We start from the raw sequence: 21174 nt of genomic DNA on the forward strand, positions 1-21174 counted from the left end.
CGATTAACTTATTATATTAAGCATATTAACTTCACAGACTATCTCGGAACCTATAGTAATACGAACTACTATCTATTTCAAACCCTTTTAAGACTTTTATTGAAGTTTTTTTCTTATTTTTTTATAACTCTCCCAAAAACTTATCTATCACGACATTAGTTAGTATACTATTACGACATCAGTTCGGTTATAATCAAAGAAATGTTGTTATGAGGTGACTCGATAATGAGTGAAAAAGAGCCTGTACTACCTAAGTACCAAATTGTGAAGGATTACGTGTTGGCGCAAATCGGGAATCAGGAAATTACCAAGGATGACCGCATCCCAAGCGAATCGGAATTTTCCAAGATGTTGAATGTAAGCTCCATTACGGTTAGAAAGGCGCTTTCCGAGCTCGTGAACGAAGGAGTGATTTACCGCGTTCGGGGAAAAGGAAGCTTTGTGGCCGCCGGCCAGACCGCCGTAGCCGAAAAAGCCTCCAATCTGGTTGCTTTTGTTATCTCCGGCGTTGAAATGTACGACAGCTCCTATATGCAGATTATGAAGGGCATTCAGTCCTTCCTTGGCAAGCATGACTGCAAATTGATTATCGAATTCGTGGAAAACGATTTCGAACAGGAACGCGAGCTTATTTTACGGTTAATTCAATCCGATATTAGAGGACTTCTTATTTACTCCTCGGATCCGGTTGCGGCGAAAAGCTATCTGAACGACATTCGGAAGAAATCGATTCCATTCGTCATGCTTGACCGCTCGCCGGCAGGTTATCCGGTTAATGTCGTAACTTGCAACAATCACGACGGTGCCTACGAGGCCGTTGAATATTTAATCCGGAACGGTCATAAGCAGATTGGATTTGCCGCTTACGATTTCCACCTCAGTCCCGAGGTAGACCGTTACAACGGCTATAATAACGCAATGACTAACGCTTCCCTGCCCGTAAACAAGAAGCTTCTCTATCTGGAGAAGGAACTGGATTACGATACGCTTGCCAGGCAAATTCAAGAGGGAGAGATAACAGCCCTCTTTTGCACGAATGACAAACGCGCCCTTGAAGTACTCGAGCAGCTGACCAGCCTGGGAATTCGGATTCCGGATCAAATCTCGCTAATGGGCTTTGACGATTTCGAAAGCTCCAAATTCGCCAAGGTCGCTCTAAGCACGGTGAAGCAGTATTTTGACGTGCTGGGCTACGAAAGCGCCAAGCTGCTGCTTGAAATCAGCGAAGGAAATTCCTACGGAAACAAAAAAGTCATGCTGCCTACCAGTCTGATTATCCGGGATACCGTCAGACCGATCTAACAAGCAAAAAGACTGCTCTCCGACACCGACAGGGGAGCAGTCTTTTTTATTGGCCTTTGAACAAACGGTTTAAGGTTTAAAAAGAGGAAGATCGGTAAATGCTGATCGAATACCCTTACCCCGTACTATATTATAGGAGATGCACGCATGGATTTAAGCAATAATCTGCTGGTTAAAAAAGCTTATGAGAGTCCCCGATTAAGACAATACCTCTTAAATAAAGGAACCATGTTCCTTTATTGCGATTACGCGGGCTTCGCCACGCATAACGCTTACGGCGCTGCTTGCTGTACCGTTTTTAACCGGACGATCCGTTTATCCGCCAAGAAATTGCCGATTACCAAGGATTACGGTTCGAACTATGGCGAAGTATTGGCGATTATTTTCAGCCTGGACACCTTGACTGCAGCGTATGCGGAGCTAGACCATCCACCTAAAATCGCCGTCGTTTACACCGACTGTATCCGCATCTCTCATTTGCTCGCACAGCAAACCCGCTCGCATACCCGAAACGCATCCGCAAGAAACGAGCTGTCAGCGGCCTTAGCCAGCTTTAATCGCAAGTTCCCGGACATCAACCTTCAGATTAAATACATAAGCAAGCATAAGAAAAACAACTACCTGCATCGGCTGGCCCACAACGCCGCGCGAGAGGCGGCGCTGTCGTTTATTTTGTCGTAGAGCCAAAATCCGTCACTTGCAGGTCGATATCCAAATTGATTTTCGAAGCGCTAAACGTGTCATCCCAGTTGGACTTGACCTCTTTCCATAACCCTGGCTTCTGGATCTTCACAGCTTGGCCGAATTTAGATACATCCACCTTATAACGGGACTGCATGGCGTTCAACAGATGTTCGATCATGCTCGTCAGCTTGGTCTTGAATAACTTCTCTATTTCTTTCTGATAGGACCTTGAAGAAGGGTCCGCCTCGACATCCCAGTCTTCAATGATTCTGCCCTTGGTTTCAACACGGACTTGGAAGGTAAGCTGATTGTCTTTATCCGTCTCTACCCGGATACGGGTTTTCATGGCCTTCATTTCGTAAGTGAGCGGATTACCATGCTCATCGTAGGTTTTGATCGTGCCGCTATCTCCTTGGTTTGTCAGCCAGTCGATGCACTCCACGTCTTCCTGCGACAGATTCCCGATCCAGCGACCGGTATCCCCTTTGATAATGCCGGCTCCCGAGAATTCGATATGTCTTTTTGCCTGAATAATATTCTGAAGAATAAAGCTTTGTTTGGAATGAATCATGGCATCCAGATCCGTAAGGAGAACAGCGTCCATAAGCTTGCTTGTCCGGAACTGGTTCTTCACCACGTCGTTAATATAGAAGGAAGGAACCTCATCGGGCGTTTTTATGGATAAAGCTTGCTGCGCATTGCCCGAGCTTAGAAAGATTTTTACGCTCGGCCGAATATCGTTATCGCGGAGCATAAAGTTCGTTACTTGCTTAATGTTCCTCTCTTGCAGTAGCTGCGAGGAGATCACGATAATTTTCAAGTGATGACCGATAATAGGCTTATTCAAGCGCAGGGAGAACTGGCGAAAAATCTCGAGAATGGAGTCGCCGGTTCCCGAAATATTCGTATATGGCGAAGTCTTACCCTTCACTTCGTCCTTGGATCCCGCCTTGAGAGGCACAATTTGAACGGTTACCGTTATTTTGTTCGTTTTGGAATAGCTTCCGCCCTCTTGTTCAAATGCCTTTTCTTCCGGGTTCTCATTGCCAGCGTCTAACGCCATGCCCGCATATATAGCGAGGTCTTCGATCTCCTTACTGCTCCAACAGCCGGATTGCGTGATCAGAAAGACAGCAGCAATCAGCAATGCCAGATATTTACGGCTTCTCATGCTGCATCCCGCCTTTTGACCGCATTAGCGCAATGAGAGAGAGACTCACCGGGAACAGAATAAATAAAAGGATACTTAGATATCCGATGCTATCTCCAAGCGAAAACACTTCATTAATGTTCTTGGGAACCATGGTGGCAAGAAAAATAACGGGCACAAGCGCAAAGATAACCGACTTATAAGGAAGGTTAAACAATTGCGACAGGCCAAGGGAAGAATTATAAAAGAAGCTGCTGTAGTTGCAGAACATCTGCATTAGCCAAATCACCATAAGCGGAAATTCGAAACGTTCGAACAGAAATCCAGAAATCTCGAAGCTCCGGATCAGATCGATGGTCGGCCATGTGCTGGTTACAGCCGAATCAACGGACAACCCACCGATTACCATAATAATGGTAATGAAATACAATCCAATCGGAATACCAATTCCGATAAGCATGGCTTTAAAAGCCTGCTTCGGATTTTCCAATTGCGCCACCAACGTCATTACAACCTCGCAACCCGAATAGACAAGAATCGTTGATTTTAACCCCATGATTACTGGAAAGATTCCGTCTCCCAGAACGGGTCTTAGATTATCGAGATGAAATAACCTCAAGCTCAGCAAGTAGGAAACAATCAGAATAAACAAGCTGATGGGAAAAACGATCTGACCTACCCGGGCGATTGCATTGATGCCTCCCCGGACCAAATAAGCGCCCAGCCAAATAAAAGGAATCGTTATCGCCCATATCGGCGTGCCTTCCAGCAGGTAGAACATCGTTACCTCCGACATCGCGCGAATCTCGAAGCCTGCGATTACAATGTAATACAGAACCAATAACAGGCACCATAAAATGCCGGGATACCGGCCAATCACGATTTGCGTATACTGAAACACAGTCTTCCCGGGGAAGCGCAGACTTAATTTGATCATCAGAACGACGACAAGCATAACGATCAGGCCGCCTAAAAGCACGGAAATCCAGCTATCCGGCGTTTTCACCTTCTCGCTTACGCTTCTAGGCAATGTCAGGATCCCCGCTCCCAACATCGTATTGTTTAACACCAGCGCCGCCTGCGAAGACGTAATTTTATCTTCCGGCGCAAGAAATGATTTGGAAGCGGACATAGTTTCCCTCCATTCTACCTGCGTTTGTTTTGCATCGTTTTCATGAGCTTTGGTCTCCTCTTCATCAGAAAGATCGGTACGCGAATAAAGAAATCCTTCCAGTCATTCCAGCGGAATGGCGTTAGCGGGGTGAGATAAGGGACACCAAAGCTTTTTAATTTGGATAGGTGACAACAGATCAGCAAGAAGAACAGGATAGTTCCGAACATGCCCAAGATCGAGGCGAACAGCATAGCCACGAACCGGAGAAGCCGAAGCGTAATCCCGGCGCTGTACATCGGGATCGAAAAGGATGAAATCGCCGTGACCGCAACTACGATAACTAGAAAAGGACTTACGATGCCCGCCTTCACGGCCGCCTCTCCAATAACAAGACCGCCAACGATGCCCATTGCGGGTCCAATCGGCTTGGGCAGCCGAATACCCGCTTCTCTCAATATCTCGATGGAAATCTCCAGAATCATAACCTCGATCAAAGCCGGGAACGGAACGCCTTGCCGCGTCTCGATAATCGTTAAAGCAAGCTCCGTCGGGATTAAACCCGGATGAAACGAAATAAAAGAAATATACAACGATGGAGCCATTAGAGCGATAAAGGCCGCCAGAAAGCGGAGAATACGCAATAAGGAACCGGGCATCCAGCGTTCGAAATAGTCCTCCGGAGACTGCAGGAGCATGCTGAAGGTGACCGGGACAATAAGCGCAAACGGCGTTCCGTCCAGCAAAATCGCGATTCTGCCTTCGAGCAGCGCCGCGATAACCCGGTCGGGTCGCTCCGTGTTTTGGGTTTGCTGAAAAGGGCTTAAATAATTATCCTCGATCATTTGTTCGATATAACCGGACTCAGCGGCGAAATCGAGCTTAATTTTTTCAATCCGGTCGTTAACCTCCTTGAGTAAATCCGGGTTAACGATTTGATCCAAATAAAGGATAGCCAGCTCCTTCTGAATCGTGTGGCCAACCATATAGCTCCGAACTTGCAAGTTTTCCGTAACTCCCTGCTTTCTCAGCATAGCGGTATTTACGTTTATATCTTCCGTAAAGCCAATACGTGATCCGCGCAGCAGAGATTCGGATACCGGCTCCGTTATATCGCGGGCCGGCCCGCTTGGCGGATTGATCAGGAAGCCTTCATTGCGACCATCAATCATTAGAGCCAAATAGCCAAATAAAATGGCTTTCGTAAGTTCCTCCATCGAAGAGATCGTATGTGCTGCATTCGTCGGTAAACGTTCAATGATCGGGAGAGGAAGATCGGGCTCCGTATCCCGCAGCATCTGCATAATCTGCATTTTTAGCATTTGGTCCTCCTGCATGCCCTTTACAAAAATAAGAGCAGCACGGACCTTGGCATCTCCCATGGTCAGTTCACGGATGACGACATCGCTGTTTATCCCAATCGTGTTCCTGATTTTATCCAGATTGGCATCGTAGCTTGCGGAAATGGAATGAACAGGCGGCTCTTCGTCCGAAGAAGAGCCAACGCTGCTTGCCCCGCCTGAAGAGACCAGCTTATCATCCGCTAAAGAGGTCAGCGCTTTATAGATCAGGTATATTAATAGGGGAACGACAAGAGTAATCAGTGCCTGGAAAAACACGCTCCATCCCGGAATATGGGATTTAATAGAAGATAACATCCATAATCATTCCTTTGATTACACTATCTCATTCATTCGAAGTACGCAGACTTGGGCCAATGGCAATGTATGAATAATATTCCTAATTTGGCTTCAAATATACAAGGATAGGACTCCCTCAGACCCGATGTACGGTCAGCACAAAAAAAAAGACAACTCCCTTCTGTAATCAGAAGAAAATTGTCTTGGGCTGTTCAATACGTTATTTGGTTTGGCCGTAATAGGCATTAGCCCCGTGCTTCCGGAGAAAATGCTTGTCAAGCAAAGCCTGATCCATCGGCTGAATGTCCGGATTAAGATTATAAGCATGAAGGGCCATCTTCGCGACTTCTTCCACCACTACCGCATTATGAACGGCTTCATGCGGGTCTTTGCCCCAGTTGAATGGCGCATGGCTGTTCACAAGCACGCTTGGAATCATCATTGGATCTTTATCCTTAAACGTTTCGACAATCACGTTGCCTGTCTCGAGCTCATAAGCGCTTTCGATCTCCTCGCGCGTCATGGCGCGGGTAACCGGAATCTCGCCGTAGAAGTAATCGGCATGAGTGGTTCCCAGCGCGGGAATTCCCCGGCCGGCCTGCGCCCAGCTGGTTGCCCACGGAGAATGCGTATGCACGATTCCGCCAACCTGCGGAAATGCTTTATATAAGACAAGATGGGTTGGAGTATCCGAGGATGGCTTTAGCTCGCCCTCTACCTTATTCCCGTCAAGATCAACAACAACGAGATCCTCGAGCTTCAGCTTATCGTAAGGCACGCCGCTAGGCTTGATGACCACAAGGCCGCTTTTCCGATCGATACCGCTCACGTTTCCCCAGGTAAATGTAACAAGACCATACTTAGGCAAATCCAAGTTGGCTTCCAATACCTCTTGCTTTAACCGCTCCAGCATGTTGCTCATCCTTTCGTCGATCCTCATTTTCAATGTCATTATACACTTGTACGTACATGTTTTCTACATTTATTTTAACTTGACGTACGACTTGTCATTACATCCTGCGGGTCGATTCTCTCATAATCAGACTTGGCTTGTAGGTTTTGGATTCCGGGATCAAGGCGCCGCCGCTCTCGATCAGCTCGAACAACATCCTTGCCGCGTCCTCTCCCATTTCCGCCTTCGGATGAACAAGCGTTGTCAGCTTCACTTCGGATGCCGTCGCAAGCGGGGAGTCATCGAACCCAACGATGGATATATCCTGCGGCACGGTTAACCCGGCTTGGCGGATAACCTCAAGCAGCTGCAGAGCCAGCTCGTCGTTGTAGCAGACAAATGCGGTTGGCCGTTCCTCTTCGGGAAGGTCCAGGAGTCTGGCTGCTTCCGCAATCGGCTTCTCCGCTTTCTCCTCCGTCCGGTAAGCCACCACAAATTCCGGTTGAAGCAGACAGCCTTCCTGCTGATGCGCGCGCATGAAGCCTTTCAGACGAAGCACTCCCTGCTGGTCATCCGTCTTGAAAAATCCGACAATCCGCCGATGTCCCAGCTCGAGCAAATGCTGAGCAGCCGTACTGCCGCCTTCTTCATCGTCAATAACAAGAGAAGGACAGCTGATTTCCGGATATCTGGCGTTTATCATGACATAAGGAATTCTGCGGTTGTTAAGCGCGAGAAAATAAGCGAGATTCGGGTTCCCTTCCGCGCTTTTGGTCGGTTCGATGATCAAACCGCTAAGCGGCTGGCTGGTTAACATCGACAGGCTTTCCCGTTCCCTGCCCTTATCGTTATCCGTGCTGGAGAGCAGCAGCCGGTAGCCTTTGGCGCGAATCGCCGCTTCCGTCCCCCGGACGATATGCGGGAAGATATAATCCGAAATATACGTCGTTATGAGGCCAATCGTCTGAGTTTCCACGCGGCTCTCGCTTTCCCGCGCATCCGCTACGAAGGTCCCCTTCCCTTGCAGGCGGTAAAGTCTGCCTTCCTTCTCAAGCTCCCCAAGCGTTTGACGGACCGTTTGCCGGCTTAGTCCGAACTGTTCGGATATTTCGTTCTCCGACGGCATCTGCTCATTGGGCTGAAGCTTTCCCGTATCCAGCCACACCAATATTTCTTTTTTAAGCTGAATGTATTTCGGCAATGATTTTTCTTTCATGAACTTGCCCCTTTGCTAGCTTGTCTGTACGATTCTGCGATATGAGTATAGATTAACAAATCGGAGCCAGGAAATACTACTCCCGGCTCCAATCGTTCCTTCTATCCGCTTGCTCCAGACAACGGCTTATTTCAAGTTTTCAACCGCGGCTCTTTCAATGGAAAGTCCCGTCTTATACCGTTTCATAAAGACTTCAAAGCCTTCCACATCCTTCGGATCAGGGGAAACCTGCGAGCCGGCTTTGCCTGCGAATACGTTCTCGTTCAGGAATTCTTCCAACGTCTCGTTCTCGGTTTTGTTCATCATATAGGAAGCAAGCAGGGCAATCCCCCATGCTCCGCCTTCACCGGCCGTCTCCATGACGGAGACCGGAACGTTCAGCGCGCCCGCCATAATTTTCTGCCCTACGCCTTCGGTCTTGAACAAGCCGCCATGACCAAGGATCTGATCAAGCTTCACTTCCTCTTGCTTAAGCAGAATATCCATGCCGATCTTAAGCGCTCCAAGCGCCGTAAACAGATGAACGCGCATGAAATTCGCCAGATTGAAGTTGCTCTCGGAGGAACGCACAAACAATGGACGGCCTTCTTCGAAATGCGTCATATGCTCGCCCGAAAGGTAACCGTAAGCCAGCAGTCCGCCGCCGTCCGGATCGCCTTGCAGCGCCAGATTGTACAGCGTACCGTACAGCTTGTTTGCGTCAACGTTCAGGCCCATTGCCTTGGCAAATTCGTCAAACAAGCCCACCCATGCATTCAGATCCGACGAACAGTTATTGGAGTGAGCCATTGCAACCAGATTGCCGGTAGGCGTCGTAACGAGGTCGATTTCATCATAGGCCTTGGACAGCTCCTTCTCCAGAACAACCATCGCAAATACCGAGGTTCCCGCGGACACGTTGCCCGTGCGCTTCGCGATACTGTTCGTTGCAACCATGCCGGTTCCGGCGTCACCTTCGGCTGGGCAGAACGGAATTCCAGCCTGCAGCTCTCCTGTCACGTCCAGAAGCTTCGCGCCTTCTTCAGTCAGTACCCCCGCATGCTCACCCGCAACCAATACTTGAGGCAAAATGTCCTCGAGCTTCCAAGGAAGCTCTTTTGCCGCAATCCGCTCATTAAACTGATGAATCATAACCTCGCTAAAGCTTCCCGTATGGATATCAATCGGGAATACGCCCGATGCTTCGCCTACGCCAAGATTTTTCTGCCCGGTCAATTTCCAATGAATGTACCCCGCCAGAGTCGTCAGGAAATGAATATCGGAGATATGCGCTTCCTGATTCAGAATCGCTTGATATAGATGAGCAATGCTCCAGCGCTGAGGAATATGGAAATTAAACAATTCGCTCAGCTCAGCCGAAGCCTGCTCCGTTATATTGTTTCTCCATGTACGGAAAGGAACAAGCTGATTGCCAGCCTCATCAAACACCATATAGCCATGCATCATTCCGCTAAAACCAATAGCGCCAACGGTTTGTAAAGCCATGCCATACCGCTGTTTCACATCGCCCGCCATCTTCTGATAGCTGTCTTGAATGCCCTTCCAAATATCCTCCAGGCTGTACGTCCAAATATTATTGAGGTGGCTGTTCTCCCAGTCATGACTGCCCGATGCAATTGGCGTATTGTCTTCACCGATGAGAACTGCTTTAATCCGGGTTGAACCCAGCTCGATTCCAAGTACCGTTTTGCCGTTCTTAATAGCCTCTCTCACATCAAGACTCATGTTTGTTCCTCCGTTTATGAATAATGAATTTGTATGATTTCCTGTATAACTAACTTGTCTGTAGACAGTATAACATCAATGAAACTTGTATGTACATGTGAAAGTTGAGAGGGCGTTTATGAGAATGAGAATTCCTTCTGTTATCCATATAATGTTCATTTGAACATTTGGCTGTTGAGGGCATATACTTAAGCTACATTATTAATTTATAATTATTCTAATCTAGGGCGAAGGAGTGAATGAGATGAACAAAGGGGATTATCATCATCTTCCGCACGTGAAAGAACAGTCCACATCCAAAAAGACGCTGTGGCTCACCTTGACGTTAACCTCAATCTTTACTGCCATTGAAATTATCGGCGGCTTATTGTCCGGCTCGCTTGCTCTGCTCTCCGATTCCGCGCATATGGTATCCGATGTGCTCGCGCTTAGCTTAAGCATGTTCGCCATCTATATGGCATCACGGCAGCCTACCAGCCAATACACCTTCGGGTTCGTGAGGTTTGAGATTATGGCCTCCTTCTTGAATGGTCTTGCGCTAGTGGCTATTGCGGTGTTTATCTGGTACGAAGGCGTTCAGCGGCTAATCCATCCCCAGCCGGTAGATATGGGCCTCATGCTCGGCATTGCCGTGATCGGTTTAGTCGTAAATGTCGTACTTACCTTGCTTCTTCACCGGAGCACGAAAGAAGAAGAAAACCTCAATGTCAAAAGCGCGTTATGGCATTTCATAGGCGATACGCTCAGCTCGGCTGGCGTAATCGTATCCGCCATTCTGATGAAAGCCACCGGTATTCTTATCTTCGATCCGATTATAAGCATGGTAATAGGCGGCATTATCGCGATCGGCGGCGTAAAAATTATCCGGGAGTCTTACGTCATTCTAATGGAGGCTGTGCCGGAGCAATTTGATTTGGAAGCGATACGTCAGGATTTGAGCAGCATAGCAGGTGTATTAGACGTGCATGATATGCACCTGTGGGCAATATCGACGGACCATTATTCCTTAACAGCTCATGTCCTTGCGCATTCCAATACCCAGCCATATTGCATTACGCTTGCCTTAAACGAATTATTGAAGGAGAAATACGGCATCGTCCACTCGACCATCCAGATCGAGCATGCCGCCATCCATCATCATGGGGAATACGGACGACAGTTTTTGCCTTTAACTTAATGAATGAAACAATCAAGATCAGCATTTTAGCTGGTCTTTTTTGTATTCGAATAAATAGAGGGGCTTCAAGAAAAATTACAAACATTATCAAATATGAATAGCCATGATTTCGTAACCGCGATTATCCTAGGCAGCGGCGAACATTGCTTTTAACGAGAAGATAAATCTTTCCCATCTTTTAATCTCGCTAGGTGTGTTTACTGTTACCTCGTGGTTGCTTAGTCTTTTATCCTTGAAGGGAAGAAGGATGGAGAGATTGTTATTCGGAAAGGCCTCCGTCATCGTGTAGGGCGGTTACCTTCTTGAGGAGAACATGAAGAAAAACAAATTAACGTTGGATTCCTTTTACGAAATGCTTCGAGAGAAGGAAATCTTCGACATTTCTGAAGTGGAGTATGCCTTACTCGAAAATAGCGGTAAGCTTTCCGTTCTAAGGATGAAAGAATATCGGCCTCTCAATCTACATGAACTGAATTCTCAAAATAAACCGCCAAAACCATCTAGCTTTCCTATAGAACTCATAAAAGAGGGCAAGTTTATTTACGAACATTTATAATGAAGCAAATATTAAGACGGAAACGATCGAAAAAGCGGTGCAAAAGAAAGGCCATTCACTTACCGAGGTGTTCTATGCTGTTAAAGGTACGGATGGGAAACTGTATTTTGATTTTTATCAAGACCAATTAGATCGTCCAAAAGATATGTAAATCCCGGAACTCACAGCGGACTTCTGCCCGCCGTGAGTTCACTGAAAGGTTATGCTGCTCTATTCTCGTTCAACTGGGCCGCCCTTCGTTCAATCAGCCAGACCAATCCCCAGAACACGATAGTGCTGAGTATCGCAATAATCGCCGAACCGCCTGCATGTATAATAGCCACAACGGCAAATGCGGTTGCCAGCGAGAAATGAATTTTTCGCAAATGCTTGTTCTTGACGCGGCGGATTAGAAAACCGTAGATCCCTAACGAAAGCAGCAGCGCAAATCCTGCGATACCTGTATAAGTGTCGTCCTTTATTCTCGATTGCGTCAAAAAATAAATGCCATGCGCAGCGATCAAGACGATTGCTGCATAACCGGCAAGTCGATGCGCTTTGTCAAAAAGCTTGACCAGCTTCTTCACAAAAGGAGACGACGATTTGCGCTTGCGCTTCAATCGCAGCCACGCGTAACTAACGGCGGCGCACCAGACTGCGATCGTTCCCATGGTCTTGAATAGGCCTTCGCTGCCTCTTTCACCAGGCTTTATACCGGGAGGGCCCTGATGGATTGTGCCAAAAAATGCGTAGTAGATCAAGGCAAGACTTGCCAGCGCCACAACAACGGCGGGAACAAATACGCTACGACTATGTTTCATGTGCATTCCCCATCTCTCTTCAACGTTTGAATCAGTATAGAAGGCAGGTATTAAAAAGATCTTAAAAATTTATTATTCACTTATTATTTCTGATTTCATAAACTTTTAAATTAAAAACCGCTTACCGTATGAGAACGGTAAGCGGTTAATCTTAAAACTGTAATACCTCACATCGTACTTAGCCTTAGCTCATAGAAATACTGAACGACGGGATGCTTTAATTTGATCTTATCGCTCATGTTTTGAAGCCGTTTTTTCCCGACCCTTCTGTCAATCAACGCCAGGATATTCAATAAGATATCATTGCTCTCCATGCTCTCCTCAATGGAAAGCGACAAAAATTTATTGGCTATGACAACAAAGTTTGATTTGCTTAGGGATGTCTGCGCCGACAAAAGCTCCTTTGCAAGCTCGCCTATTTTTCTGCCTCTTGCAATGACCTTTAGACGGTCCTCAGGAACAAGCCCTTTGGTATCTGTTCGGACCGCCTCGATCTCATCCTTGCTGATCGGAATTTGGAGCTGCGGGTCGTTCTTAATTTCTTGCTCGGTCTGATACCATCTGATCGATGTAGTTGCATCGGTCATATTAAATACGTTCTTCTTTTCTACAGCTATATAACAAAGCCCTGCTTTATCGGGTAAATAACGGTAGCTGGTTGACCGGTATTCGACCCTCCCCAGTAACGCCGGACTAAGAAAGCTCTCCAGTTGCTGCTTCATTTTGCTCCAGGACATGTAAACCTCCAAAATTTCAATACTTCTTGTCTATCATACAGGAATAAGCACATCAATCCTACTAATGTTAGCTAAAAGGGGCAAACCCGGATAGGTTTGCCCCTTTTCGTTCACTCGTTTTCAAGGATAATTATTTCGCGGCTTGCTTCTCTGCAATCGCGTTGCCTGACTTGGAAATCTCGTTATAGGCATCTTCAATCGATTTCTGGCCGAACATAACGGAATCCATCGTTTTCTTGTAGTTGTCTACCCACTCCGTCCACCCTGCCGCAGCCGGGGAGAACGGCATTGCTTTGTCAATCGCCGTATCGTATAGCTTCTTGCCCAGCTTCTCCTTCGGCGCCAGGGTAGGCTCAAGCGCTGTGTAGATCTCGTCGTAGATCGGAATGCCGAAATTCGTGCCATACGTTTGGCCGGCTGCCTTATCCGTCACGAACCATTTGATGAAAGCCTTCGCCTCATCCTTGTGCTTGGAATCGGTGCTTACGCTGAGGAAGATGGTTGGCTGCGCCCAGCCGCCACCTTCAGGCCCGACCGGAAGGTTAACGACGTCTATTTTTCCGGGCATTAACTGCTCAAGCGCCCCTACCGAACCTACCGTTGCGCCCCGCGTCATCACTTTGCCGCTTGCCATCGGGTCCGCTTGCGGGTCGTTTTCCTTAAATGCGCTGACCATGTCCGCAGGAGGAACGATTTTCTTTTCACGGAATTCCGCGTGTATGCCGTAGAACTTCATGAACAGGTCTTTATCCAGATTAAACTTCTTGCCATCCTCTTGAATAATCCGGCCTTTGCCGTAAGACATTTGATAATACTGGTAAAAATCCCAAGTATCCGTGTCGCTGATCGGATAGACGCCATCCGGAAGCTTGGCGCGGGCATTTCTCGCAAAGTCGAAATATTCGTCCCAAGTCCAGTCTTTCTTCGGCAGTTCGATGCCTGCAGCCTCAAGCGCTTCCTTGTTGAAGGCGATGCCTTGCGCGTTGCGGCTGATCGGAATGCCGTAAAGCTTGCCGCCGATTTTCAAGTTCTCGAGCGTCTTATCGTCGATTACGCCGCTAAGATCGATATCCGATAAATCCTCCAGCGTACCTCTGGTCGCATATTCTTGAATGTATGCCCCGTCCATATGAAGAACATCCGGCAGCGAATGGGAAGCGGCCAATGTCGGAAGCTTCTTCCAATAATCGTCCCATGCCATATATTCGGGCGAGAAGGTGATCGACGGATTTAATTTCGTATAGACCTCCTGCGTTTTCAGCATCGCCTGATGCCGGATATCCGCGCCTTGCCACATGATTTTGAGCTTCACCGGAGCATTGGAGGGGCCATTGCCGCCAGCGTTCGAAGCATTCGCCTCCCCGTTGTTCGCGCCTCCGTTCCCGCAAGCCGACAATGCCAGTGTGGCGGCGAGCATTAATAACGTGAATCCTTTGTAGACACTTCGCTTCATCTTTTTTTCCCCTTTACTTTGTATTTGGAAGTTGGATCGGCCATGCCGTTATCCCTTTAAGCCCGTCGTTGCAATTCCCTCAACAAATTGCTTCTGCGCGAAGAAGAACAAAATGACGGACGGCATAACCGAAAGCAGCGACATCGCAAGCAGCCTGCCCCATTGGATCTCGAACTGATCAACGTACATGCGCAGCGCTAGACCAACCGTAAACTTGCCTACCGAATTCAAGTACAGCATTTGCGCGAAGAAATCATCCCAGCTCCATATAAACGTAAAGATCGCCACGGTTACCAAGGCAGGCTTAATCAGCGGTAAAACAATCCGATAGAAAATACCGTAGACGGAAGCACCGTCGATCTTGGCCGCTTCGTCTAGCTCCCGCGGGATGCCTCTTATGAATTGCACGAGCAAAAAGATAAAGAATGCGCCGCCCCCGAAGAAGTGAGGAAGAACTAAAGGTATGTAGCTGTCCATGAGCTGCAGCTTATTGTAGAGAATATACTGCGGAACGATCGTCACTTGCCCCGGCAGCATCATCGTAAGCAACAGGATCGAGAATAACGCTCCGCGAAACTTAAAGTTCAGACGGGCAAAGCCGTATGCGACGATCGCGCTTGTAAGAACGCCTCCCAGCACGTTCCAGAACTCCATAAGCAGCGTATTTCCGAAGAAACGTCCAAACGTAAATTCAGGGGAGAATTGCCAACCCTTTGTGTAATTTTCCCATATAGGGGTCGATGGCCAGAGGGAAGGCGAGCTCATCTCGGCTGTCGTTTTGAGCGAAGCGCCCACCCACCAGATAACGGGATAAAGCATCAGGAGAGAGAACGCAATCAGCAGCAGATGGCTGGTAACTTTATAATTCTTAAGCGCTTTGTTCACTTTTGCTTCCCTCCGTCCGTCTCGTAAAATACCCAGTAGCGCGATACCAGGAAGTTAATGGCGGTCATTAGCGCTACGATAACGAGCAGAATCCAAGCAAGCGCCGAGGCATATCCCATTTGATAATGCTTAAACGCCTTCTCGTAGAGGAACAGCGCGTACATATACGTCGAATTGATCGGGCCGCCCTGCGTAACGATAAACGCGGAGGTGAACATTTGGAAGGAGCCGATAATGCCAAGCACCAAGTTGAAAAACATAACCGGCGACAGCATCGGAAGCGTAATGTGGAAAAACTTTCTCAGCTTCGATGCGCCGTCAACCGACGCCGATTCGTAAAGCTCGCCCGGAATCTGCTTCAACCCGGCCAGGAATATAACCATCGTAGAACCGAATTGCCACGTATTCAGCAGAATAAGAGTTCCGAGCGAGGTATGCGGATTCGTTATCCAGCCGACGCCTTGAATGCCGAACCAGGAAAGCACGTGATTAAAATAACCGTTCAGATTAAACATGTTGCGCCACAGCGCCGCCACGGCAATGCTCCCGCCAATGAGAGAAGGGAAATAGATCGCCGTCCGGTACAGATTCATGCCCTTCACATTTTTGTTCAGCATCATCGCGACCATCAAGGAAAAGAAAAGCTTCAGCGGGACGGAAAACAACACGAAGATAAAGGTGACTTTAAGCGATGTCTTGAAATCGTTATCGCTAGTGAAAATGTTGGCGTAGTTATCTGTTCCGGTCCAGGTCGGAGCCTCGAGCAGCGAATACTCCGTAAAGGACAAATAAAACGACTGGATGATTGGCCATGCGGTAAGCAGCAAAAAGCCTATTAACCAAGGTGAAATGAAAATGTAGCCTGCCAGATTGTTATCATTGGTTCCTTTGAGCTTCTTCGTCAAGCGCAGCTTTGTTGCCGTTGCCGGCTTATTCATAGCTTCAGCCTTCATTTCATGTTCATCCCCCCTCACAGCATCTATAAGGCTCATTTTATTGAAATCGCTTACATGTGTACATGCGATAGAATTATGAATTGGTTTGTTTTTTTACACTCTTAAAAGACCTTAATAGATCCATTCGAACATGAAAAAAAGCTATGCAGCCGCAGCATGCATAGCTTGATCCCTCTATTAAACTTGCTTATCCGTTCAGGTTCCCCGCAAGCGTCCTTCGTTCCGCCATGGCAGCCTCCATCAACCCTTTAATATACCCAACGCCATACAGACGCCCAAGCGTTTCGTAGCCGGGATTCGCGTTGTCTTCCCCTTCCATTGTCGGAACATGGTCCGGTCTTGCCGGTCCTTCAAATCCAACCTCATAATACGCTTTCATCGCTTCGTACATATCGGTCTTGCCGTCATCGTGGAACGTCTCCTGGAATTTGTCCGGCGTACCCACGACGTCGCGGAAATGCACGAAAAATAACTTGTTCCGATTCGCAAAATGGCGGATGACATCCGGGATATGCTCGCCAGCGGTCGCCAGCGTCCCTTGGCATAGCGTAATTCCGCTGTATTCGCTTGGCACGAGATCAATTGCGCGCTGCAAAGCCTCCGCATTACGGAGAATACGCGATACGCCGCGAATCGGGCTTATAGGCGGATCGTCGGGGTGCAAAGCCAGCTTGACCTTCGCCTTCTCGGCAATTGGTACTATTCTCTCCAAGTAATAACGCAGGTTGTCCCACAATTGATCCTCCGTTACGATCCCCGCTTCCGTAAGCGGCGCGCTTTGCATCAAGGAATGATCGTAGCTGGACACAAGCGCTCCGCCTCGCGTACGCGTCGTTGTCGACGTGCGGAACCAATTGAATTGCGCCATGAAATTGTAGCATAAGACGGGGATGCCAAGTGCGCCCATATTCGTAATAAGCTGGCCCATCCATTCAATTTCTTCGTCGCGGCCCGGCAAGCCAAGCTTAATCTTATTCGTTGGCGGCGCCGATTCAATAACCAGCAGCTGGATGCCGTGATTCTCGTAACGCTGCTTCATGTGCAGCAGATTCATAAAATCCCAAGGCTTCATGCCGTTATCTTCCTTCGGCAGCGGGCCAACGGCGTAATCGACGCCCATCTGCTTGGCCAAATGCCATAGCTGGTTCGGATGGGAAGTGAAAAACTCGGCTAGTTTCATCGTAAATAACCCCCAATGAGATGATGGATAGCTGCTTAATTTGCGTCTCGGAATTCGCTAGGTGACAAACCTACCTTCTTTTTGAAAATTTGACTGAAATAACGAGAGTCCTGATAGCCGACGCGCTCGGCGACCTCATAGTTTCTCAGATGCGTCTGCTTGAGCAGCTTTTTGGCATGGGATATCCGGATGCGGGTCAAATGCTCGATAAACGTGACGCCCATTTTCGATTTGAATAAAAAGCTTAAATAGGCGGGAGTGATAAATACTTTATCGGCGACGTAATGCAAGGATGCCTTATCGTATTCCTCCTCCATCAATGTAACCGCTTTCTTAACTAGGTTGCGATTTAGGCTGTCGGCGCCGCAAGGCGTTCCTCCCATTCCTTTTATCGCCTGGCACACGGAATCCGTCATTTCTTCCAGCGTATTCAGCTGCATAAGCGCCGTCATATCGGGCGTGTTGCATAAATGGGACTGTCCAAGTTCGTATTTGACCCGAAGCTGCAGGCTAATCAGCAGCTGAAGCGTCGCGTCAACGACTTTCTTGACCGGCAGCGGACCGTTGCGAATGAGCTGCCCGTAGAAGTTTTTTACCGCTTGCCGGGTTAATGAATGTTCGGTGATGGAATCGCTAGTCAAGAGACGCAGAAGCTCGTCTTCCCTATCCCGGGGATATTCGGCGTCCGTTGCATACTGGGGAATACTGCTGTAGTAAATGGGCTGCGAATGTTTTTGGTAGAATCGGTGTTTCACGGCGAAGAGGGCTTGTTCGTATCCGTGATGCAGACTTGATAATTGCGAAGTAGGATTGCTGATGCCTAGCGAGATCAATTGAGGGTTAAAGCTATGCTCTTGCTTGCAAATGGTGCCGTACAACTTCATGATGGATTCGCGGTCGTCCCAGGAGAATAGGACTGCGACGTTTCCCTTGTCATCCGGTAGGATAGCGGTGTTGCCCTGCCCATGACGCTTGATGACCGCATACAGTTCATCCACAGCGTATCTCCGGGACCATAAATCCGCCTCCGCGCTGCTAACGCAAAACAGGGCTAGAGCCGGGTAAGAGTAATAAGCATGCAGCCCGCTCACTTCCAGCCTCCTCTTCATTTCTCCGGCTTCAAAGCTTCTGCCGGGGAGCAGGTCGTTTAGCGTTTGGGCACGATCCATTACCCCTTGCTTCATAATCGGCACTCCTCTCTTAAGAAAGGATGAATAAAAGATTAAGGCAGACGGGCTACTCTCCGGTATAGTTTTTATAGAAATCCAATCCCCTTATCAGATTCGTTTCCGTCTTATCGACGTCGCCTGATTTGATCAGATCCAAAATTTCGGTATGGGAGTCAGAAAGCGTATGGCCCGGGTGATCCTTGTTCGTTACCGTAATAAAGCGCATAACTTTCGTTTTGATACTGTTCCAAATGTCGTAGAGAAGAGCATTGCCGCTCCTCAAATAAAAGTACCCGTGAAAGAGCATATCCAGTTCAACCAGCCGGTACGGATCTTCCTTGTCGATCGCTTCCCGCATGCCCTCAATGACGCTTTCCAGGTAAGCAATATCCTTATCCTCCAGCACTTTCATCGTTGCACGGAGCGCTTGACCTTCGACCATTTGCCGAAGCTCGTAAATGTCTCGTATCTCCTTGGCCGTAATCTCGGAAACAGCCGAGCCTTTATTCATTTTGCCAACAATGAGACCTTCCTGCTTCAGCCTCTCGAGCGCCTCCCTGACGGGTGCTTGACTGACGCTGAATTGTTTGGCGATATCCAGAACGATCATGCGGTGTCCGGGCAGCAGTTCACCCTTCATAATTTTTCTCTTTAAAGCAATATAGACATGCTCGCTAAGAGAGATTGGACTTTGCTCTGAACTGGCTGTTTCGATGGACACGGGCTCTCACCACCTTGAGGTTTGGAAATTTTGTGGATTATCGATAATCGATAATTCGATGCTAGTCGCTTCGGACGGGAAAGTCAAGATGAAAATTTCCCACTTTTTTCAAGCTGCCTCAACCGTAAAAAAACAAACAAAATCATAATTTTGCCGCATGGCTTTCCGCTTCAATCGGTCGGTAAGATGGTCATGTAAAGCATATCGCCTGCCGAAAAGAGTCCAGTATTCATGAGGGGGTGTACATGGTTTGAAGAGGAAAGTGGTCTTTATCGCGGATGCCGACAGCTGGTCCGCCGATGGACTTATCGCACGGTTCAGTCAAGGTGGCGCGAATCTCATTCTGAATAGTTTTCGAGAGGATAAGGATTGGGACAATGTGCTCGTTTCCTGCACAGCCGCAGGCTCAAACCTGCTTGTTACCCATGCCGATCTTAGCAGCAGCGGCGAGATATCAACGATGCTGGATCAATCCGAGAAGCTTCTTGGCCCTATCGACGTTATGATCCATAATTGCTGCGCGATAACTCCCGCCTCTGTCGAAAGCTGCGAAGAAACGGCATTTGTCGAAATCATGCGGAAAAATGCCAAATCTGCCTTCTTCTGTACCCAAGCGCTAGGCAAACGGATGGCGGCAAGAGGCTTCGGAAGCATCATCTTCGTCAGCTCTATTCATAACGAGAAGCCTACTGGATCGTCCTTCGCTTACAGCGCCTCGCAAGGATCGGTAAAGATGCTGGCACATGAAGCGGCCTTGTTTCTCGGCCGATCCGGCATCCGCGTCAATGTAATTGAGATGGGCCCAATCGAGGGCTCGGATATGACGTTCCAAAGCCCTGTTTCCGGACTTTACGACGATTACCGTTACAAGGTGCCAAGCACAAAGCTTGGGACGGCTAACGATCTGGCCGAGCTGGCTTTCTTCCTGGCCGGAGAGGAAGCCTGTTATCTGAACGGAGCAGATATACGGCTGGACGGCGGTTTTCTCCTGCATTATATGGATCATCGCATGAACAAGCCGTCCGAGGGGGAGGCGCGATCGCTATGAGCCACAACTTGACAGGAAAATCGGCACTTGTCACCGGCGCGGGAACCGGCATCGGCAAAGGTATTGCCTTGGAGCTTGCAAGGCGCGGAGCGAAGGTTGCCATCCACTACAACTCCAGCGATGCGGGAGCCAAAGATACGCAGCATCAAATCGAAGAGTTTGGCGGCCAATGCGTAACCGTGCAGGCCGATGTCGCGGATCGGGAGCAGATCATGAGCATGGTCGATACGGCTGCGGCTGAGCATGGCGGCATCGACATTCTGGTCAACAATGCCGCGCTGCAGCTTAATCTTAATTGGTTCGACTATACGGAAGAACTATACGACCGCGTCATGAACATCAACCTTAAAGGGTACTGGCAATGCATGCAGGCGGTTATCCCTTATATGAAGGAACGGCATTTCGGCCGCATTATTAACATTTCCTCCGTGCATGGCAAAAGACCTACCGACTTCGACGTCGTCTACTGCATGTCGAAAGGCGGCATCAAAATGCTCGGGAGGGAAAGCGCCATTGAGCTGGCCCGTTATGGCATAACGGTCAATACGATTGCGCCCGGCGCGGTCGACGTCGGCAAGTTCAAGGCATCGCATAAGGAACCAAACCGCAAAAAATTTCCGCTTGGACGCGTCGGATTGCCTGCGGATATCGCTTCACTCGCCTGCTACGTGGCCTCAGACGAAACTTCGTTTATGACCGGCTCGACCATCCGCATGGATGGTGCCGGCATGTTGATGTAACCTGCCCTATACCCATATTCCCGCAAAGGAGC

General features: G+C 48.4%; 20 protein-coding genes. 6 read left to right on the forward strand and 14 right to left on the reverse strand.

The annotated features are described in order from the left end of the window. The first annotated feature begins 225 nt into the window (after window positions 1–225). Window positions 226–1302: a GntR family transcriptional regulator gene (locus WFJ73_RS10410; protein ID WP_336772960.1), complete on the forward strand. Its 1077-nt coding sequence runs from the start codon at window positions 226–228 to the stop codon at window positions 1300–1302. 147 nt (window positions 1303–1449) lie between these two features. Continuing rightward, on the forward strand, window positions 1450–1983 hold the full coding sequence (locus WFJ73_RS10415) for a hypothetical protein (RefSeq protein WP_336772961.1): 534 nt from the start codon (window positions 1450–1452) through the stop codon (window positions 1981–1983). Here WFJ73_RS10415 and WFJ73_RS10420 read toward each other — a convergent pair. From WFJ73_RS10420 to WFJ73_RS10445, 6 genes are all read right to left on the reverse strand, one after another. After that, entirely contained in the window at window positions 1970–3157 is a 1188-nt protein-coding gene (locus WFJ73_RS10420) for a Ger(x)C family spore germination protein (protein WP_336772962.1), read from the reverse strand. The genes WFJ73_RS10415 and WFJ73_RS10420 overlap by 14 nt on opposite strands. Continuing rightward, window positions 3144–4268, reverse strand: coding sequence for a GerAB/ArcD/ProY family transporter (locus WFJ73_RS10425; protein WP_336772963.1), 1125 nt, complete (start codon window positions 4266–4268; stop codon window positions 3144–3146). The genes WFJ73_RS10420 and WFJ73_RS10425 overlap by 14 nt, the downstream gene beginning before the upstream one ends. 14 nt (window positions 4269–4282) lie before the next feature. Further along, on the reverse strand, window positions 4283–5905 hold the full coding sequence (locus WFJ73_RS10430) for a spore germination protein (RefSeq protein WP_336772964.1): 1623 nt from the start codon (window positions 5903–5905) through the stop codon (window positions 4283–4285). Window positions 5906–6107: 202 nt separating this feature from the next. Continuing rightward, window positions 6108–6800 carry an L-ribulose-5-phosphate 4-epimerase gene (gene araD, locus WFJ73_RS10435; protein WP_336773096.1) on the reverse strand — a complete coding sequence of 231 codons (693 nt, stop codon included), beginning with the start codon at window positions 6798–6800 and terminating at the stop codon, window positions 6108–6110. 97 nt (window positions 6801–6897) lie between these two features. After that, window positions 6898–7995 (reverse strand): GntR family transcriptional regulator, encoded by a 1098-nt coding sequence (locus WFJ73_RS10440; RefSeq protein WP_336772965.1) that lies wholly within the window; start codon window positions 7993–7995, stop codon window positions 6898–6900. 126 nt (window positions 7996–8121) lie between these two features. Then, entirely contained in the window at window positions 8122–9720 is a 1599-nt protein-coding gene (locus tag WFJ73_RS10445) for a xylulokinase (protein WP_336772966.1), read from the reverse strand. 244 nt (window positions 9721–9964) lie between these two features. Here WFJ73_RS10445 and WFJ73_RS10450 point away from each other — a divergent pair, with 244 nt between their 5' ends. Both WFJ73_RS10450 and WFJ73_RS10455 read left to right on the forward strand, forming a co-directional pair. Continuing rightward, complete coding sequence (locus tag WFJ73_RS10450) at window positions 9965–10897, forward strand: cation diffusion facilitator family transporter (RefSeq protein WP_336772967.1); 933 nt, start codon at window positions 9965–9967, stop codon at window positions 10895–10897. Between the two features lie 313 nt (window positions 10898–11210). Further along, a complete protein-coding gene (locus WFJ73_RS10455) occupies window positions 11211–11453 on the forward strand; it encodes a YetF domain-containing protein (protein ID WP_336772968.1) in 243 nt (80 codons plus the stop codon). A 200-nt stretch (window positions 11454–11653) separates the two neighbouring features. Here WFJ73_RS10455 and WFJ73_RS10460 read toward each other — a convergent pair whose 3' ends face one another. The 8 genes from WFJ73_RS10460 to WFJ73_RS10495 form a co-directional block, all read right to left on the reverse strand. Next, complete coding sequence (locus WFJ73_RS10460) at window positions 11654–12253, reverse strand: hypothetical protein (RefSeq protein ID WP_336772969.1); 600 nt, start codon at window positions 12251–12253, stop codon at window positions 11654–11656. A 167-nt stretch (window positions 12254–12420) separates the two neighbouring features. After that, the gene (locus WFJ73_RS10465; RefSeq protein WP_336772970.1) at window positions 12421–12990 is read right to left on the reverse strand and encodes an SF0329 family protein; all 570 of its coding nucleotides are present in this window, start codon (window positions 12988–12990) and stop codon (window positions 12421–12423) included. Window positions 12991–13120: 130 nt separating this feature from the next. Further along, window positions 13121–14443, reverse strand: coding sequence for an ABC transporter substrate-binding protein (locus WFJ73_RS10470; protein WP_336772971.1), 1323 nt, complete (start codon window positions 14441–14443; stop codon window positions 13121–13123). Between the two features lie 48 nt (window positions 14444–14491). Beyond that, window positions 14492–15328, reverse strand: coding sequence for a carbohydrate ABC transporter permease (locus WFJ73_RS10475; protein WP_336772972.1), 837 nt, complete (start codon window positions 15326–15328; stop codon window positions 14492–14494). Next, a complete protein-coding gene (locus tag WFJ73_RS10480) occupies window positions 15325–16281 on the reverse strand; it encodes a carbohydrate ABC transporter permease (RefSeq protein ID WP_336772973.1) in 957 nt (318 codons plus the stop codon). Before WFJ73_RS10480 ends, WFJ73_RS10475 begins: the two co-directional genes overlap by 4 nt. Window positions 16282–16471: 190 nt before the next feature. Beyond that, window positions 16472–17464 carry a mannonate dehydratase gene (locus tag WFJ73_RS10485; RefSeq protein WP_336772974.1) on the reverse strand — a complete coding sequence of 331 codons (993 nt, stop codon included), beginning with the start codon at window positions 17462–17464 and terminating at the stop codon, window positions 16472–16474. Between the two features lie 35 nt (window positions 17465–17499). Next, a complete protein-coding gene (locus tag WFJ73_RS10490; protein WP_336772975.1) occupies window positions 17500–18648 on the reverse strand; it encodes a helix-turn-helix domain-containing protein in 1149 nt (382 codons plus the stop codon). 52 nt (window positions 18649–18700) lie between these two features. Then, window positions 18701–19354, reverse strand: a complete 654-nt coding sequence (locus WFJ73_RS10495) for a GntR family transcriptional regulator (protein WP_336772976.1) — start codon at window positions 19352–19354, stop codon at window positions 18701–18703. 250 nt (window positions 19355–19604) lie between these two features. Here WFJ73_RS10495 and WFJ73_RS10500 point away from each other — a divergent pair, with 250 nt between their 5' ends. Further along, on the forward strand, window positions 19605–20402 hold the full coding sequence (locus WFJ73_RS10500; RefSeq protein ID WP_336772977.1) for an SDR family NAD(P)-dependent oxidoreductase: 798 nt from the start codon (window positions 19605–19607) through the stop codon (window positions 20400–20402). Beyond that, window positions 20399–21142 (forward strand): SDR family NAD(P)-dependent oxidoreductase, encoded by a 744-nt coding sequence (locus WFJ73_RS10505; protein ID WP_336772978.1) that lies wholly within the window; start codon window positions 20399–20401, stop codon window positions 21140–21142. Before WFJ73_RS10500 ends, WFJ73_RS10505 begins: the two co-directional genes overlap by 4 nt. The last annotated feature ends 32 nt before the right edge of the window (window positions 21143–21174 follow it).

This window comes from Paenibacillus sp. MMO-58 (genome assembly GCF_037146255.1).
GTDB lineage: Bacteria > Bacillota > Bacilli > Paenibacillales > Paenibacillaceae > Pristimantibacillus.